18 protein-coding genes are annotated in these 16466 nt (G+C 31.6%); 12 read left to right on the top strand and 6 right to left on the bottom strand.

Annotated elements, in window-relative coordinates:
* Positions 1 to 5: 5 nt before the first annotated feature.
* The 3 genes from menA to WNY78_RS14460 all read left to right on the top strand — a co-directional run bounded on the left by menA (position 6) and on the right by WNY78_RS14460 (position 3304).
* Positions 6 to 911, top strand: coding sequence for a 1,4-dihydroxy-2-naphthoate octaprenyltransferase (gene menA, locus WNY78_RS14470; RefSeq protein WP_342873925.1), 906 nt, complete (start codon positions 6 to 8; stop codon positions 909 to 911).
* A gap of 184 nt (positions 912 to 1095) precedes the next feature.
* Positions 1096 to 2589, top strand: coding sequence for a hypothetical protein (locus tag WNY78_RS14465; protein ID WP_342873924.1), 1494 nt, complete (start codon positions 1096 to 1098; stop codon positions 2587 to 2589).
* Positions 2590 to 2626: 37 nt separating this feature from the next.
* Complete coding sequence (locus tag WNY78_RS14460; RefSeq protein WP_342873923.1) at positions 2627 to 3304, top strand: metal-dependent hydrolase; 678 nt, start codon at positions 2627 to 2629, stop codon at positions 3302 to 3304.
* A 390-nt stretch (positions 3305 to 3694) separates the two neighbouring features.
* Here WNY78_RS14460 and WNY78_RS14455 read toward each other — a convergent pair whose 3' ends face one another.
* Positions 3695 to 4486 carry an SDR family oxidoreductase gene (locus WNY78_RS14455; RefSeq protein WP_342873922.1) on the bottom strand — a complete coding sequence of 264 codons (792 nt, stop codon included), beginning with the start codon at positions 4484 to 4486 and terminating at the stop codon, positions 3695 to 3697.
* 25 nt (positions 4487 to 4511) lie between these two features.
* The gene (locus tag WNY78_RS14450; RefSeq protein ID WP_342873921.1) at positions 4512 to 5432 is read right to left on the bottom strand and encodes a sterol desaturase family protein; all 921 of its coding nucleotides are present in this window, start codon (positions 5430 to 5432) and stop codon (positions 4512 to 4514) included.
* A gap of 180 nt (positions 5433 to 5612) precedes the next feature.
* On the opposite strand from WNY78_RS14450, the gene WNY78_RS14445 reads away from it, so the two are divergent.
* Genes WNY78_RS14445 through WNY78_RS14435 form a run of 3 tightly spaced genes read left to right on the top strand, consistent with a single transcriptional unit; the run spans position 5613 to position 8923 of the window.
* Positions 5613 to 6665 (top strand): o-succinylbenzoate synthase, encoded by a 1053-nt coding sequence (locus WNY78_RS14445; protein ID WP_342873940.1) that lies wholly within the window; start codon positions 5613 to 5615, stop codon positions 6663 to 6665.
* A 2-nt stretch (positions 6666 to 6667) separates the two neighbouring features.
* Positions 6668 to 7837, top strand: a complete 1170-nt coding sequence (locus tag WNY78_RS14440; protein WP_342873920.1) for a CPBP family intramembrane glutamic endopeptidase — start codon at positions 6668 to 6670, stop codon at positions 7835 to 7837.
* A gap of 24 nt (positions 7838 to 7861) precedes the next feature.
* Entirely contained in the window at positions 7862 to 8923 is a 1062-nt protein-coding gene (locus WNY78_RS14435; protein WP_342873919.1) for an AMP-binding protein, read from the top strand.
* Here WNY78_RS14435 and WNY78_RS14430 read toward each other — a convergent pair.
* From WNY78_RS14430 to WNY78_RS14415, 4 genes are all read right to left on the bottom strand, one after another.
* Entirely contained in the window at positions 8913 to 10196 is a 1284-nt protein-coding gene (locus WNY78_RS14430; RefSeq protein WP_342873939.1) for an MFS transporter, read from the bottom strand. The genes WNY78_RS14435 and WNY78_RS14430 overlap by 11 nt on opposite strands.
* On the bottom strand, positions 10190 to 11065 hold the full coding sequence (locus tag WNY78_RS14425; protein WP_342873918.1) for a hypothetical protein: 876 nt from the start codon (positions 11063 to 11065) through the stop codon (positions 10190 to 10192). Before WNY78_RS14425 ends, WNY78_RS14430 begins: the two co-directional genes overlap by 7 nt.
* A gap of 10 nt (positions 11066 to 11075) precedes the next feature.
* Positions 11076 to 11819, bottom strand: coding sequence for a hypothetical protein (locus WNY78_RS14420; RefSeq protein WP_342873917.1), 744 nt, complete (start codon positions 11817 to 11819; stop codon positions 11076 to 11078).
* A 99-nt stretch (positions 11820 to 11918) separates the two neighbouring features.
* Positions 11919 to 13547, bottom strand: a complete 1629-nt coding sequence (locus tag WNY78_RS14415; protein WP_342873916.1) for a carboxyl transferase domain-containing protein — start codon at positions 13545 to 13547, stop codon at positions 11919 to 11921.
* A 146-nt stretch (positions 13548 to 13693) separates the two neighbouring features.
* Between WNY78_RS14415 and WNY78_RS14410 the strand changes: the two genes are divergently transcribed.
* From WNY78_RS14410 to WNY78_RS14385, 6 genes are all read left to right on the top strand, one after another.
* Positions 13694 to 14050 carry a DoxX family protein gene (locus WNY78_RS14410; protein WP_342873915.1) on the top strand — a complete coding sequence of 119 codons (357 nt, stop codon included), beginning with the start codon at positions 13694 to 13696 and terminating at the stop codon, positions 14048 to 14050.
* Between the two features lie 5 nt (positions 14051 to 14055).
* Positions 14056 to 14586, top strand: coding sequence for an NAD(P)H-dependent oxidoreductase (locus WNY78_RS14405; protein ID WP_342873914.1), 531 nt, complete (start codon positions 14056 to 14058; stop codon positions 14584 to 14586).
* Positions 14587 to 14588: 2 nt separating this feature from the next.
* Complete coding sequence (locus WNY78_RS14400) at positions 14589 to 14870, top strand: GNAT family N-acetyltransferase (RefSeq protein WP_342873913.1); 282 nt, start codon at positions 14589 to 14591, stop codon at positions 14868 to 14870.
* Positions 14871 to 14879: 9 nt separating this feature from the next.
* Positions 14880 to 15317: a MarR family transcriptional regulator gene (locus WNY78_RS14395; RefSeq protein WP_342873912.1), complete on the top strand. Its 438-nt coding sequence runs from the start codon at positions 14880 to 14882 to the stop codon at positions 15315 to 15317.
* Positions 15318 to 15363: 46 nt separating this feature from the next.
* Entirely contained in the window at positions 15364 to 16086 is a 723-nt protein-coding gene (locus tag WNY78_RS14390) for a pirin family protein (protein WP_342873911.1), read from the top strand.
* 101 nt (positions 16087 to 16187) lie between these two features.
* Complete coding sequence (locus WNY78_RS14385) at positions 16188 to 16370, top strand: CAL67264 family membrane protein (protein WP_342873910.1); 183 nt, start codon at positions 16188 to 16190, stop codon at positions 16368 to 16370.
* Positions 16371 to 16466 lie beyond the last annotated feature (96 nt).

Here is a 16466-nt window from a genome sequence, read left to right as displayed (position 1 = left end):
GTTTTATGATTAACAAAATAAAGCCATGGCTTTCCGCTTTTAGATTACGAACGTTGCCACTTTCGGTATCTGGTATTATTATAGGTTCATGCTTTGCATATTACAATGGGAAGTTTGATGGACTTATCATGACGTTTGCCATGCTCTTAACTATTGCACTACAAATTCTTTCAAATCTTGCCAATGATTATGGAGATGGAGTTAAAGGAACAGATAACGAAAATAGAATAGGACCAGAGCGTGCTATTCAAAGTGGAGCCATTACTCCAGAAGAGATGTTTGAAGGCATCAAAAAGAATATTCTTGTAGTTATCATCCTAACCGTAGGACTCATTTTTACATCTTTTGGTAGTAAATATTTACTGTATGCATTGGTGTTTTTCTTACTCGCAGGTTTCTCTGTATATGCAGCAATAAATTATACAGTTGGAAGCTCACCCTATGGCTACAAAGGCTTAGGAGATGTATTTGTTTTTATTTTCTTCGGAATAGTAAGCGTTGTTGGTAGTTATTTTCTTTATACAAAGCATATAGATCATCATGTTTGGTTACCTGCAATTTCTCTAGGTTTGTTAAGTATGGGTGTTTTAAATCTCAATAATATGAGAGATATCGAATCTGATAAATTATCAGGAAAAGAGACGCTAGCTGTTAAATTAGGAAAAGAAAAAGCGAAAGCCTATCAAATCACACTTATTGTTTTAGCTATTATTATTGCTATAGTTTTTTCAATTTTATACTACTCTAGCTTATGGAATTTCTTATTCTATATTGCCTTTATTCCATTGTTAATTCATTTAAATAAAGTTAGAAAAGCAACGAATCCAATAGATTATGATCCTCAATTAAAAGTATTGGCGCTAACCACATTTTTGTTTTCTCTATTATTAGGTGTAGGTTATATTTTATGATTTTTTTAACATAAATATTTGGTTATCAAATAATTAATACTTATATTTAAGTAGAAATTTTGTAGGTAGATACATTTTATATTGTGTCAACAATAAAATTTGGGGCTTTAAAACTCAGACAATTTCTTCAAATCTGTCTGAGTTTTTTTTGTATTTTTCAGTTCTATAAAACTAAACCCTAATTATGAACAGATTATTCCTTATTCTATTTACAATTTCAATTTTCACAGCTCAAGCTCAAAAAACTAGTAAACTTAAAGTTACAGAGAGCGAAGAGTATAAAGACGATGTTAAAACATTTGATATTAAATCCATTCATACTACAACATCAAATCTTACAGGAATTGTTAGAGAAAGTAAAAGAGATATTCTGTTTGATATTTTTGATGCTAATCTTAAAAAGATTTTTTCTAAAGTTGTTGATAGTGAAAAGAAAGAACGATTTATAGGTGAATTGTTTTTTGGTAATGAGATCAAATACTTTACTGTGTTATCACCAAAAAAAAAGGAACGCATCGTGTATTGTCACACTTTTAATCTGGCAACAAAATCCTATAATAAAAAAGAAATCTTTAGTGCTACCGTAGAAAAAAACCAAGGCTTATTTTCTGGTCGTAATAAACGTCAAACGAGTTTTGCCTTATCTCCTAACGGACAGTATTTTGCAATGGCTACAGATAACATAAAGAAAAACCTTAATAGTTATACCATTCGTGTCTATAATGCACAATCACTAGAAATGGTTTATAAAAAATCTTATAGAGAAGATGCGGAGCGTTTCTACCAACCTAATGATCTTACAGTTTCTAATGATGGCACTGTGTACTCGCTAGGAAAATTATTTAAAAAAGGGAAACGACAAAAAAAAGGAGGTGAAGCCAACTACGAATTCGTGCTTAATGAAATCTCTAAAGCATCAGTTAAGGACGTATTTATTGGTTTAGGAGAAGATGAGCACATCCAATCGTTAACAATTACAGATATAGATAATGAACTTCATTTAATTGGGTTTTATTCAGAAAGAAATGTAGGTAGAATCAAAGGGGGTTGTAACTTTATGATTGATACAGATAACCTTTCAGTAAAAAATAAGAAACTTTTAGCACTACCTCAAGAAGTATACGATGATCTTTATGGCTATAGAAAAGCAAAACGTAAAAACGACAAAGAATTGTCTAATTTTTATATAGATTATGTCCTAACAGATGGTCAAGGAAACACTTATATGCTAGCCGAAGAATTTTACGTCACAAGTCATTACGTATCTACAGGAACAACAGGTGGTTATTGGACCTATACCTATCATTATGATGATGTATTAATAATAAAATTTAATGCAGAAGGTAATCTAGATTGGGGAAGAAGCATCTTTAAACGTGCTACAGCACCTTCTTACAATGCGTTTATGAAAAATGGAGAATTGCATGTCATCTTAAATTCTGGTAAAAACTTAAAAGAGAAAAAAGATGGTCGTACAAAAGCATCAACAGGATGGTTTGAGTCCTCGTCACTCTATGATTTTGTGTATAGTGCTTCTGGTGAGGTAACTTATGACAAAATTCAAGATAATAAAGGGAATACCTTCTATGCACCTTTTTATGGTACATTTGAAAACGAGAAGTTTATCATGATGAGTACGAGAAAAAGTAAGAAGAAACAATTTATGACTTTAGAATAAGGCAATTTAATCCACATAATAATTAATACGCAATAACATGCAAATTACATTTTACGGTCACGCAAGTCTAGGAATCAAAGTCGCTGATATTGATATTTTGGTAGATCCTTTTATCTCCGGAAATCCAAAAGCAGCTCACATTTCTATAGAAACACTTAAAGCAGATTATATTTTGGTGACTCACGCACATCAAGATCATATTTTAGATGTTGAAGCTATTGCTAAACGCACAGGTGCTGTTGTGATTTCAAACTTTGAGATTGCAACTCACTATGATAAATTAGGCATAGAAAATCACCCAATGAATCATGGTGGACAATGGGATTTTGAGTTTGGAAACGTAAAATATGTTAATGCAATTCATACATCATCCTTTCCAGATGGTAGTTATGGTGGGCAACCAGGTGGTTTTATTATAGAAGGCGAACATAAAAACATTTACATTGCTGGAGATACTGCCTTGATGATGGATATGAAACTTATTCCATTATTTACAAAACTAGATTTAGCAATTCTTCCAATTGGAGATAATTTTACGATGGGAATTGACGACGCCATTTTAGCAAGTGATTTTGTTGAATGTGACAAAGTGTTAGGTTATCATTTTGATACCTTTGGTTATATAGAAATTGATCACGAAGACGCCAAACGTAAATTCTTTGATAAGGATAAAGATTTAATGTTGTTGGAGATTGGTGAGAGTATTGAGTTATAGATTGACTTCAATTTGACTAAAAACTAATGATAAGAAAAAAAGGATTAATACATACACTAATCTATTATAGTATTTGTGTGGTAGTATTTATAGTTTTATCTGTGACATTAGAACAGCCAAGACATTTTTTTGGTTTGAATTATATATTTCTCTTTTTGATAGCATTAATTGCGTTTTTCTTGATACTTATGAACCTGATTAGCATAGATATGAATAAACATAAAGAGTATAATATAGGTGCTCTTTTTGTTCATTTATTTTTTTTAATAGGAGTAATAACATGGTATGTAATTATTTATTATAGTCAATTTGAATAAAATATTTATGACTAAAAAATTAGGAGATTATTTTGCAAAACATCTTCTGTGACCTTTACTCACAACCAAGTACCTACCTGACCTTACTGCGCAACACAAATTTATGAACCAATTTTGGTGATAAGCGTTTTAATAACACACCAAAACGTTCAAACTTACCAATATAAGCTTCATACTTTTCTTTTTGAATAGCTGTAATCATTTTTTTGACGAAGACATCAACATCTAATCCGTTTTCTGTCATCTCATCTTGATACTCTTGCTTGCTACCATCTGCGGTTAAAGCATTTCTTGCCACATTGGTATTTACAAAACCAGGACAAATAAAAGTGACTTTCACATGGTCTTTATCATGTTCTAAACGTAAGGCATCAAAAAAGCCATGCAAGGCATGTTTTGCACCACAATAGGCAGAGCGATAATGCGAACTAAATTTCCCCATTAAACTAGACACAACAACAAAATGACCAGATTGTTGTGCAACAAAATGTGGTAGCAATGCTTTAGAAATGGCAACGGTTCCTAAATAATCTACTTCCATTAGTTTACGATCTACAGCAATAGACGTTTCGATAATTGGAGAACGCTGACTAATACCACCATTATTCACCAGTATATCAATAGTTCCAAATGCTGAAATAGCTTCATTTGCAATTTCTTGCATGGCATCAGTTTCTGCTAAATCTAAAGGCAAGACATACACCAACTCTGGATTGTGACATAATTGTTTCACCTTTTCAAGTTCTGAAGTTCGTCTAGCAGACAAGATTAATTTACAATCGTATGTTGATAATGCAATGGCTAGACTTTTTCCTATTCCGCTAGAAGCACCAGTAATCCAAACTGTTTTATTGTTAAGTTTCATTTTTTGCTCGTAAAAACGAGAGTATTTATTTTTTCATTGTAAACTGCGACTGCGAACTATGTTTTAAATATTCCTTCCGCAAATCATCTGAGGATTGTCCAGTGCCATCATGTCTCCAACCAGGAGGTTTAAAAAGATAAAGTAATCTGTGTTTTAACGATTTCCGACCAGAAAAAGCATCTTTAAACATGTGTACCCATTCTATAAAAGCTATGCTTATTGGGTTGTATGTGTTGATATTTTTAACCAAACCGTACACCACTTTTTCATCTTTTAATTCAGCTTGAAATGTGCCAAATAATTTATCCCAAATAATTAATATTCCTGCGTGATTTCTATCTAGATATAAAGGATTGCTTCCATGATGAACACGATGATGAGAAGGTGTGTTAAAAACCGCTTCAAACCATTTTGGGAGTTTGTCGATGGCTTCAGTATGAATCCAAAATTGATACAATAAGCTAATGGACATTTGTAGTAAAATCATGCCTGGATGAAATCCTAAAAGTGGTAACCACAACCAAAACACAAAAGAGTAAAATCCGCCAGACCAAGTTTGACGCAACGCAGTACTCAAATTATAATGTTGTGAGGAGTGATGCACCACATGAGAAGCCCAAAATAAACGACACTCATGAGATGTGCGATGAAACCAATAATAGGCAAGATCATCTGCAAAGAATATTAAAACAAAACTCCACCAAGTAATTGGGATAGTGAATAGTCTAAAATGTTCATAAATGTAAAAAAAAGCCAATAAGACTAATGCTTTACTAAAAAAACCAAGAAACACATTGCCTAATCCCATTGCAATAGAGGAGAAGGCGTCTTTAGATTCGTAAGTCTTAATACCTTGTTTGATTGTCACATACAATTCTAATAGCATCGCAATGATAAAAAACGGAATGGCAAACAAAATAATATTAGGAAATTCTGGATCTTGCATGTACTCATATTACGTTTTGCTAAAGTACAAAATTGTTAAATATTTATCTTCACTTTTATGAAACAGACTTTTTTTTGGACTAAGACCACTTATCGTAAAAAGTAAATTTAGTTTTCATTCTGATTTCTAATTCGATCAAACGTAATTTGTGCATACAGATTTCTTATTTTTGTCCTAATGATAAAAGCAACATACAAACACTACAAGCTTCACTTCAAAAACCCAAGCGGAACTTCTCGTGGGATTTTAAAAACCAAAGACACTTGGTTTCTTCTTTTAGTGAAAGATGGAAAAACAGGTATTGGAGAATGTGGTATGTTTAAAGGTCTCAGTATTGATGATAGACCAGATTTTGAGCAAAAATTGCAATGGACTTGCGATAACATCAACTTGGGTGTTGACAAACTAGTCACTGAGCTCATTGAATTCCCGAGTATTCAAATAGGTGTAGAGATGGCTTTTAAATCTTTAGAAAGTGAGGATGGTTTTAATTTATTTCCTTCACGATTTACTCAAAACCAAGCACCAATTCCAATCAACGGATTGATTTGGATGGGAGACAAAGCCTTCATGAAACAGCAAATCAAAGATAAATTAGAAGCTGGTTTCTCATGTATAAAATTAAAAATTGGAGCTATTGATTTTTCTTCGGAAATTGAACTCCTTAAATCTATTCGTCAGGAATTTTCAGCAAAAGAAATAGAACTTCGTGTAGATGCAAATGGTGCATTTTCTCCAGAAGAAGCTTTAGAGAAATTAAAACGTTTATCAGAATTTGATTTACATTCTATTGAACAACCCATAAAACAAGGACAATGGAATGAGATGGCAAAATTATGTCAAAACACACCTTTGCCAATTGCTTTAGACGAGGAGTTGATTGGCGTATTTTCCGAAGAAAAAAAGAAAGCGTTATTGTCTATAATTAATCCGCAATACATCATCTTAAAACCAACGTTGGTTGGTGGATTTCAAGGAAGTGAATCATGGATTAATCTAGCAGAACAGCAAAATATTAAATGGTGGATAACAAGTGCGCTAGAAAGTAATATTGGACTAAATGCAATTGCACAATGGACCTTTGCACTAAACAATAAATTGCCTCAAGGTTTAGGAACTGGTAGTTTATTTACTAATAATATTGATTCGCCATTAATTGTAAAAAATGGTACATTGCAGCACGAAAATAATCGAGATTGGAACACGTCGCTTCTCGATATTAAACTAAAATAAAAATGAATAAATTTATAGCACAAGCTTTTAAAGTTGAACATGATTTCTGGAAGTATTTAGTAGGATCTTTGATTGTCTTTTCAGCAGCTTTGGTTGGTCAGTTTCCATTATTGGGAGCTGTAGTCATGAAAGTGATTAGTGATGGAGGAGATGTACAATCTATTAATGAATCTTCAATGTATTCTATTTTAGATTCTAATGTGTTTTTACTTTTGGCATTATTATCATTTGCTGTTGGTTTTATTGGGCTATACTTGGCTGTAAAATTTATACATAAACAAAAAATGACTGCAATTGCGACTTCTAGATCAAAACTAGATTGGAAACGTATTTGGTTCGCTTTTATCTTTTGGGGAATTTTATCATCAGGTCTCGTTTTAGTCGATTATTTTTACTTAGCACCAGAAGGTTATGTCTATAATTTTGAAATGCAACGTTTTATTATTCTAGCAATAATCGCCATAGCTTTAGTACCTATACAAACCAGTTTAGAAGAATATTTGTTTAGAGGCTATTTGATGCAAGGATTTGGTGTTGCAACTACAGACAAGTTTTTTCCTTATGCGTTTTTGATGTCATTGATTACGATTCCAATGTTTATTATATTAAATATTAAATATTCAATTGACTATTTGCAAAATAGTTTACTATTATTAGCAGTGATTGCAGTAGGTGTTATTGTATTTCAAATTATTAAAAAAACGAACGGATTTGAATCTAAAAGCTATAATAGTCTTAGAAATGTATGCCAAAGAAATTGGTCACCCTTATTGATCACATCTGCTATTTTTGGCTTATTACATATCGCAAATCCTGAAATTGGAAAACTAGGGTATTCCTTATTGATTTACTATATAGGTACTGGATTATTTCTTGGGATTATGACCTTAATGGATGAAGGTACAGAGTTGGCGCTAGGGTTTCATGCAGCAAATAATTTGTTTACTGCATTGCTGGTAACTTCAGACTGGACGGCATTTCAAACACATTCTATTTTAAAAGATATAGCTGAGCCAAAATTAGAATTTATAGATATGGTTTTTCCTGTATTTATAATGTTTCCAATTATATTATTCATTTTTTCTAAGGTGTATAAATGGACCAATTGGAAAGAAAAGCTGTTTGGTAAAATTGTAGAGCCACCAAAAGAAGACTACAAAATTATAGGTTAATTATTGCTTTTAAGCCGAAATGTTATGACTCCAATATTTGATAAAATTCATTTAAAATTTAAACTCAATGGCACCAATTATGATCATGAGGAACTTAAAGAAGTTGCTTATAGCTTGGTGAAAGAAGGAGAGCCATATGAGAAAATAACTGGAGATTTCTTGTTAGATTGGTTAGACGAAAAAGACTTTGTTTTAGCAAATACATCTGGATCTACAGGTAAACCAAAAACCATGAAATTGCGTAAGCAAGCTATGGTTAATTCTTGTATTGCAACTGGTGATTATTTAGGTTTAGAACCTGGAGATACTTCGTTGCATTGTTTGCCAACACAATATATTGCTGGTAAAATGATGTTAGTACGAGCTATGATTTTAGGTCTAGAAATTGATCTCGTTGAGCCAACGTCACAACCTATTTTTGATTATGAGAAAAAGTATCGCTTTTGCGCTATGTTACCAATGCAATTAAAGTCTACATTAAGTTATTTACATAATGTAGATATTATGATTGTTGGAGGTTCTTCGGTTTCTAAAAGCCTTATAGAATCTACGCAAAATTTAAAAACTAAAGTGTATGCAACGTATGGCATGACAGAAACAGCAACGCATATTGCTTTAAAACCATTAAATAACGGACAAGAAAAAACACATTTTGAAGTGTTACCAAATGTGACTATTTCTCAAGATGATAGAGAGTGCTTGGTTATTGATGCTCCTAAAGTAGCTTCTAAAAAAGTGGTGACTAATGATATTGTGAAATTACATTCTAAAACTACTTTTGATTGGATTGGTCGTATTGATAATGTGATTAATTCTGGTGGATTAAAATTATTTCCAGAGCAAATAGAAGAGAAATTAAAAGGCAATATAAAAATGCAATTCTTTGTTGCTTCTGAGCCTAATGAAACTTTAGGAGAGCAACTCATTTTAGTTATTGAAGCAGATGATACTGCTTTAGATTCAACAGTTTTTAATGGATTAGGCAAACTTGAAATTCCGAAGAAAACATACGCAGTATCACAATTTGTGATGACAGATACTGGAAAAATTCAACGTAAAAAAACTCTTGAAAAAATTAAATTTTAGTCGTTCTTCTTTTTGGTAAGCGATATAGAAAATAAGCAGCAACAAGACCAACACCTGCAAATATAGACATAACTCCAAAAGTATATTGTAAGCCTAATGCGCCAGGATGAGCATCTAAAAAGTATCCCATTAATGGTCCTGCAAAAATATCAGGTGTATAACCAATTATAGATATAAAACCAACTGCTGTTCCTGTTAATGCAATTGGTATTTTACCTTCTTCTAATGTTGCGAAATATAGCACTCTTGCAGAATATACGCCAATTGCCATTGTTCCAATTGAGAGTGTGAAAAATAGAGTGGAACTATCGTCAATTATTCCGCTCGCAAAAATACCACTGGTGACGAGCATGAGAAAAAAGCCAACCACGATCCATAATGATGCTCTTGTACGATCTGCAATTAATCCAATAACAACTCCGATTACTGGACGCATATATAAAAGGTATGTGCCTACTTTAGCTGATTCAATGTCGTTATATCCCATGACATCTTTAGCATATAAACTAAAAACATCTGTCATTTTATAAGCGTAATACGCACAAAGAATTATGATCATTAATAACCATACTGATGGTATTTTCATGACAATTTTAAAATCAGCAAACGTTAATTTGGGTTTTGAAATACTAATGTTTTTTTCGGAAGGATTGAGATTCTTGAGAAAAAAGTAAACAAAAACACTTACAACACAAATTGCTAAAGACGTATAAATAATGACTTGTTTAAAGGCTTCTTGACGTTCTGTAAATGAAGTTAACTCAATGTCTTTAGTAATAAATAAGGAAAAAATGATCAAACCTACTGACCCAAAAAGAGCTGCTACCAAACCACGACCACCATCTAAAAAGCCAAAAGCGATGCCTTGTTTGTCTGTTCCACCCCAAATTCTAGTGGCTTTAATCATGGCAGCCCAAAAGAGAAAAATAGTTGTGAAACCCCAAAACCCGTAAAGAATATGAAGGTTTAATAGAGAAGGGTAGGTTGAGAGATAAAATCCGCCACAGGCTGTGAGTATTAAAGCCACAGACATTAATAGGTGAGGTTTAAATTTATCGGCTAATGGTCCTCCAAAAAAATAGGAGAAAAAAGCAACGGTTCCATAAACAGAAAAGCAGCTCCCAATTTGAACATTATTTATTGCAAAAACTTCTAGAAATGTGGGTCTAAAAATACGTTGTAAAACAAATGGTAATATAAATACAGCTTCTCCAGCTAAAATGAGTAGGAGAATGATATATGCTGGTGATTTTGTGGTTTTGTTTTTCAATATTCTGGATAATGAAATCTAAAAACGTTATGAGGATCTTTGCTTAAGATTTCCTTTACTTTTTCATGTTGTGCTTCAAAAGTTCCTAAAGATGTTCCTTTGCAGATACCATAACAATAATGATACTGGAGTAACTCATAATCAAAATCTGTTATTTGTTTGTCTTCAGAGAAACAATTTGAGAAATAGCTATCACAATCAAATTCTTTGGATAATTTAAAGAAGCCTAATGACTGAAACAAAAGAGCTTTGATTTTAGCAATTCTAAGGGACTCACTAAAATATTTCTCATTGTTTATTTTAAGAGATCCTTTATACAATTGATTATTATTGTACCAATATACCCAAAAATCAGCATCCTTCTTTTTTTCTAAATTTTTATCATAATTATAATCACTGGAATAATAAATGGTGTAATTAGAGTCTGCATGATTTTTAGCTTCATAAATATTAAGTGAATCAATTTGAGTTGAGATTTGCTTTGCGAAGGATAAAATAGATTTTTTCTCTTTTTTAGAAACAGATTTGGCAAAAAATAGTTTGATGTCACTTTTCCAATATTTCATTGTGGTTTCATTATCTATCATTTTATGATTAAAAGCAACTTTCTTATACTGGTCAAGAAATAAAGAATCTTTATATACATAGTCTACATAAGTACCAATAGTTTTCATCTTTTCAGTAATTAATACCAATGTAATTTCATCTCTAATAATAAAATTTAAAGAATCTTTTTTGGTTAAAGGTGATTTATATCTTGTGTGATAGTCTTGTATTGGAACATAATTTCTGATTACGACACTTGGTTTTTTTTGTGAAAAACTAGATAAAGTTATAAGTATGAAAATTATAAAACAAAGTATTGATTTCATATTGGTTTAATTAATTTTTTTGCAATAGTGTTTCAAAATCAGTTCCATCTATACGTCTATTATAAAGCTGATAATAATGTAATTTTAAAATTGACAAATCTAAATCACTAATTATTTTTTCATTCTCATAAATGAGATTGGTTAAAATACTTTCGTCCATTAAGGAAGCGTTCAAGAAAAAGCGACCTAAACTTAAAAAAATGCCTTGTTTTATATTAGCTAGTAAATGATCATTATTATTTAATTGTTCTCTATTGATTTTCAATGAACAGCCAATAATCCCATTTCTATTGTCATTGATTAAAAAATAATTACAGTAATCAAAAAAATAATTATTTACTGTAAATTTTTCTGAAAGCTTATAGGTCTTAGAATTTGTACTAAAAATTTCATCGGTAATTTGAACCCGATAATTAGCCTTATCTATGTTATTAGTGAATGTTACACTAAGATTATCAATGTCATTTACTTGGCTATAAAACGATTTGACTTCCTTTTTTATCTTGTTAGGAATCTCTTTATCAAAGTAAATTACCACTGGAACTTTCCATTGAAATATTCGATACACCTTTTTAGAATGCTTTTTTGTACGGTAGAACACCGATTTTTTGTAGTGCGAAAAAAGCTTAGGCGTTTTCTCTTTGTCATACTGAAAATCGCTTAAATCAAGATACTTCAGTTCTTCACGATAAAATGTATCTCTACTAGAAATCGTATATAATAACGCTTCACTTTCAATGTTTTTTGAATCCATTTTGCTAAATCTAATCCTAGGATTTATGACATTTTCCTCAGATTGAGAAAAACCAATACTAGAACATAGGAAACAAAAAATGAGTATGTATTTCATAAACTAAACCTGTAAAACTCCCATATTAAAAGGTTTTTCAATAGGAGCATGGTTGGCAGCTTCTATTCCCATACTTATCCAAGTTCGTGTATCTAAAGGATTAATAACAGCATCTGTCCAAATACGTGACGCAGCATAATATGGTGATACTTGGTTGTCGTATCTGTTTTTAATTTTATCAAAAAGTTCTTTTTCTTTTGCTTCAGTAATTTTTTCACCCTTTTTAAGAAGTGATGCTTTTTCAATTTGCAGCAACACTTTAGCCGCAGAATTCCCACTCATTACAGCCAATTCAGCACTTGGCCAAGCAGCTATTAATCTTGGGTCGTAAGCTTTTCCACACATGGCATAGTTTCCTGCACCATAACTATTTCCGAGGATAATAGTAAATTTTGGAACTACACTATTACTAACTGCATTTACCATTTTTGCACCATCTTTGATGATACCACCATGTTCAGACTTGCTTCCAACCATAAAACCAGTGACATCTTGCAAAAATACTAATGGGATTTTCTTTTGGTTACAATTTGCAATAAAACGCGTAGCTTTATCTGCACTATCGTTATAAATCACACCTCCAAATTGCATTTCGCCTTTTTTGGTTTTTACCAGTTTACGTTGATTAGCAACAATACCAACTGCCCAACCATCAATGCGAGCATAAGCTGTGATGATTGTTTTTCCGTAGCCTTCTTTGTATTCGTCAAACTCACTATTATCAACCAAGCGTTTGATAATCTCTTTCATATCGTATTGCTCAGCACGTGATTTAGGTAAAATTCCGAAGATATCTTCAGGATTCTCTTTAGGTTTTTTAGAAACTGCTTTATTAAAGCCAGCTTTGTCATAATCGCCAATTTTATCTATTAAGCGTTGTATGGTTTCTAAAGCATCCTTATCATCTTTTGCTTTATAATCTGTAACTCCTGAAATCTCACAATGTGTTGTTGCACCACCTAAAGTTTCATTATCAATAGATTCTCCAATAGCAGCTTTTACTAAATAACTACCAGCAAGAAATATACTTCCAGTTTTATCTACAATAAGTGCTTCGTCACTCATAATTGGTAAATAGGCTCCACCAGCAACACAACTTCCCATCACTGCAGCAATTTGAGTAATTCCCATACTGCTCATCACTGCATTATTTCTAAAAATGCGACCAAAATGTTCTTTATCTGGGAAAATTTCATCTTGCATTGGCAAATACACACCTGCAGAATCTACTAAATATATAATAGGTAATCTGTTTTCTATAGCAATTTCTTGAGCACGTAAATTCTTTTTTCCAGTAATAGGAAACCATGCTCCAGCTTTTACTGTAGCATCATTGGCAACCACTATGCATTGTTTACCTTTTATGTAACCCATTTTTACGACAACACCTCCAGAAGGGCAACCACCATGTTCTTCATACATTCCATCACCAGCAAAAGCGCCAATTTCTATGGAAGGTTTTTTTGAATCTAAAAGAAAATTTACACGTTCTCTAGCAGTCATTTTTCCTTTAGAATGATGCTTTTCAATACGCTTTTCTCCACCACCAAGCTTTACTTGGGCTAAACGTTTTTTTAGGTCAGAAAGGAGTAATTTATTATGATCTTCGTTTTTATTGAAGTTTAAATCCATAGTGTGTTTTATTTCCTACGAATTTACGAAACCAACAACGGATTTAAAAGCGAATATTTTGTTAAAATCAATTACATGGAAATAGTTACCTAGGAATATATAAATTTTTTGTTGTATATTTGTACCATAACTAATAAATCACAAAAATGAAAAGAGATAAAATTATTTACTACATCGCTACAGGATTGTTAACATTATTGATGTTGTTTTCTGTTAGTATGTACTTTTTTAAACATGAAGATGTTTCAGCAATGTTTACTAATTTTGGTTATCCAACCTATATCATATATCCTTATGCAGTTGCTAAACTATTAGGATTAGTCGCTCTTTGGTTACCAAACTTTAAAACGCTTAAAGAATGGGCTTATTCAGCATTCTTTTTTGCTTTTATACTTGCGTTTTTTGCACATTACATGATTGGTGATGGCGAACAAACAGGAGCATTAGTAGCCTTAGTATTATTAATAGTATCGTATATATTTTATAAAAGAGTTAATAAATAATTGAAATGAAAAAAATTATAGTATTTGCAGGAAGTAACAGTAAGAATTCAATAAATAAGCAATTAGCAATATATACATCAACTTTAGTTGAAAATGTAGAGGTTATCGTTTTAGACTTAAATGATTTTGATTTACATGTCTACGGAATTGATTACGAAATAGAAAACGGCATTCCAGATAACGCAATTAAGTTTTTGGAGTATATAAAATCTTCAGATGGATTAATTATATCGCTTGCAGAACACAATGGAGCTTATTCGTCAGCATTTAAAAATCTTTTTGATTGGCTGTCTAGAGCTCAACAGAAAACGTTTTTTGGTAAACCTATGTTGCTTATGGCGACTTCACCAGGAGCAAGAGGTGGACAATCGGTTTTAGGGATGGCAATGGATCGTTTTCCTAGGCACGATGCGAATATTGTTGGAAAGTTTTCTTTGCCTTCATTTAATGATAATTTTTCCGAAGGAAAAATAAATAATAAAGTACTAAATGATCAATTATTAGAAGAGGTTCAACAATTTAAAGAAAGTTTATAATTATGGAAATCAAGAGTGAACATCATAAAACTGGAGGTAAATTCTATTTTGAAATTGATGGTATTGAAAAGGCACATTTAACCTATAAAGTTTCTAATACACATAAAATCATAATAGATCATACCGAAGTTGATCCTTCTTTAAAAGGACAAGGTATAGGCTATAAATTGGTTGAGTCATCAGTACAATATGCTAGAGAAAATGGATTAAAAATTAAAGCAACATGTTCTTATGCCAATGCTGTTTTAAATAAGAAAGATGAATTTAAAGACGTGTTAGCCTAAAAATCGAATATGGGAGATTTTGCAAAAGATATCAATTCAAAATTTGAAAATAATAGAGTAAAAGCAATGCTTAATATTATTTATACTGCAAATTGGATTATGAGTACTCAAAATGATTTTTTTAAAGATTTTGGTATATCACAGCAACAGTATAATATACTAAGAATTTTAAAAGGCGCTGGAGAACCTTTAAACGTTCAAACTATTAAAGATAGAATGATAGAACGTTCTCCAAACGCTACTCGATTAATGGATAAATTGTGTACTAAAGAATTAATTGAACGTTTGCCATGCCCTAATGATAGAAGAGTAGTGCATATAAATATTACAAAGCAAGGTTTAAAATTACTAGATCTAATATCAAAAAAAGATCGAAAAAATTTACTTGAAAATTTAACTGAAGATGAAGCAACTCAACTAAGTTATTTATTAGATAAAATAAGATAATTTAAAACGAGTCTAAGTCAGCTTCATCTTAAAATAATAACAAACAATGAAAACAATAATTCACAAAGCAGAGAATAGAGGTTTTGCAAATCATGGATGGTTGCAAGCAAACCACTCATTTAGTTTTGCAAATTTTTATGATAAAGACAAAGTGCATTTTGGAGCATTACGTGTGTTAAACGATGATATTATAGCTCCTAAAATGGGATTTGGAACACATCCTCATGATAATATGGAAATAATTACAATTCCATTAAAAGGAGTGCTTAAGCATAGAGATAATATAGTACATGACGAATGGCAGCAAGTGTTACCTGGAGAAGTTCAAGTGATGTCTGCAGGAACAGGTGTGCAACATTCTGAAATTAATGGATCTATAGATGAACATTTGAGTTTGTTTCAAATATGGATTATACCAAATAAGCAACAAGTTTCACCTCGATATGATCAAAAGTATTTTGAAGAAAAGGGTAGAGATAATAAGTTTCAAACTCTAGTAACCTCTATAGATGAAGATGATGATAGTGCATTAAAAATTTATCAAGATGCAAAAATATCAAGATTGTTTTTAGATGAAAACAAGTCGTTAAGTTATGCTCTTAAAACCCAAAATCATGGTGTTTATGTTATGGTGATAAGTGGAGATGTTACTATTGGAAATGATACTTTAGAGTCTCGTGATGCTCTAGGTATTTCAGAAACAAAAGAGTTTTCAGTTAAAGCTAATGAAAACTCAGAACTACTGTTCATTGAAGTTCCAATGAATTAAGTCAACTTTAATTGATTAATTGCTAAAAAGCATTCTGTAACGGAGTGCTTTTTTTGGTTAAAAAATGCGATATTTGTATTTCCCTTAATAAAAATTGAATTATGGCAATGAATAAAAATACAGTCCTAGCTTGGGCTACCACTATAATGATAATAGTAGGATTATGTTTAATCGCTTTAGGAGCATTTAGATACGATGATGTTGCTGGATGGGGATTTGCTGCTGTTGGTGGTGGATTTTTCTGTATAGCTTGGGTGTTTAATGCTTTAAAAGGTAGAATGTAGCTTTTGAAGACTAAATCAATACCAAGCAAAGGGTAGTTTCTGTAAATCAAAATAATTATCTTGTTTTGAAAGTATTTTGATCAACATAAGCTGTAA

The organism is Psychroserpens sp. AS72 (assembly GCF_038900375.1).
Classification (GTDB): Bacteria; Bacteroidota; Bacteroidia; order Flavobacteriales; family Flavobacteriaceae; genus Psychroserpens.
Note: the sequence above shows the minus strand (reverse complement) of the source record. Positions and strands in the feature narration are given on the sequence as shown.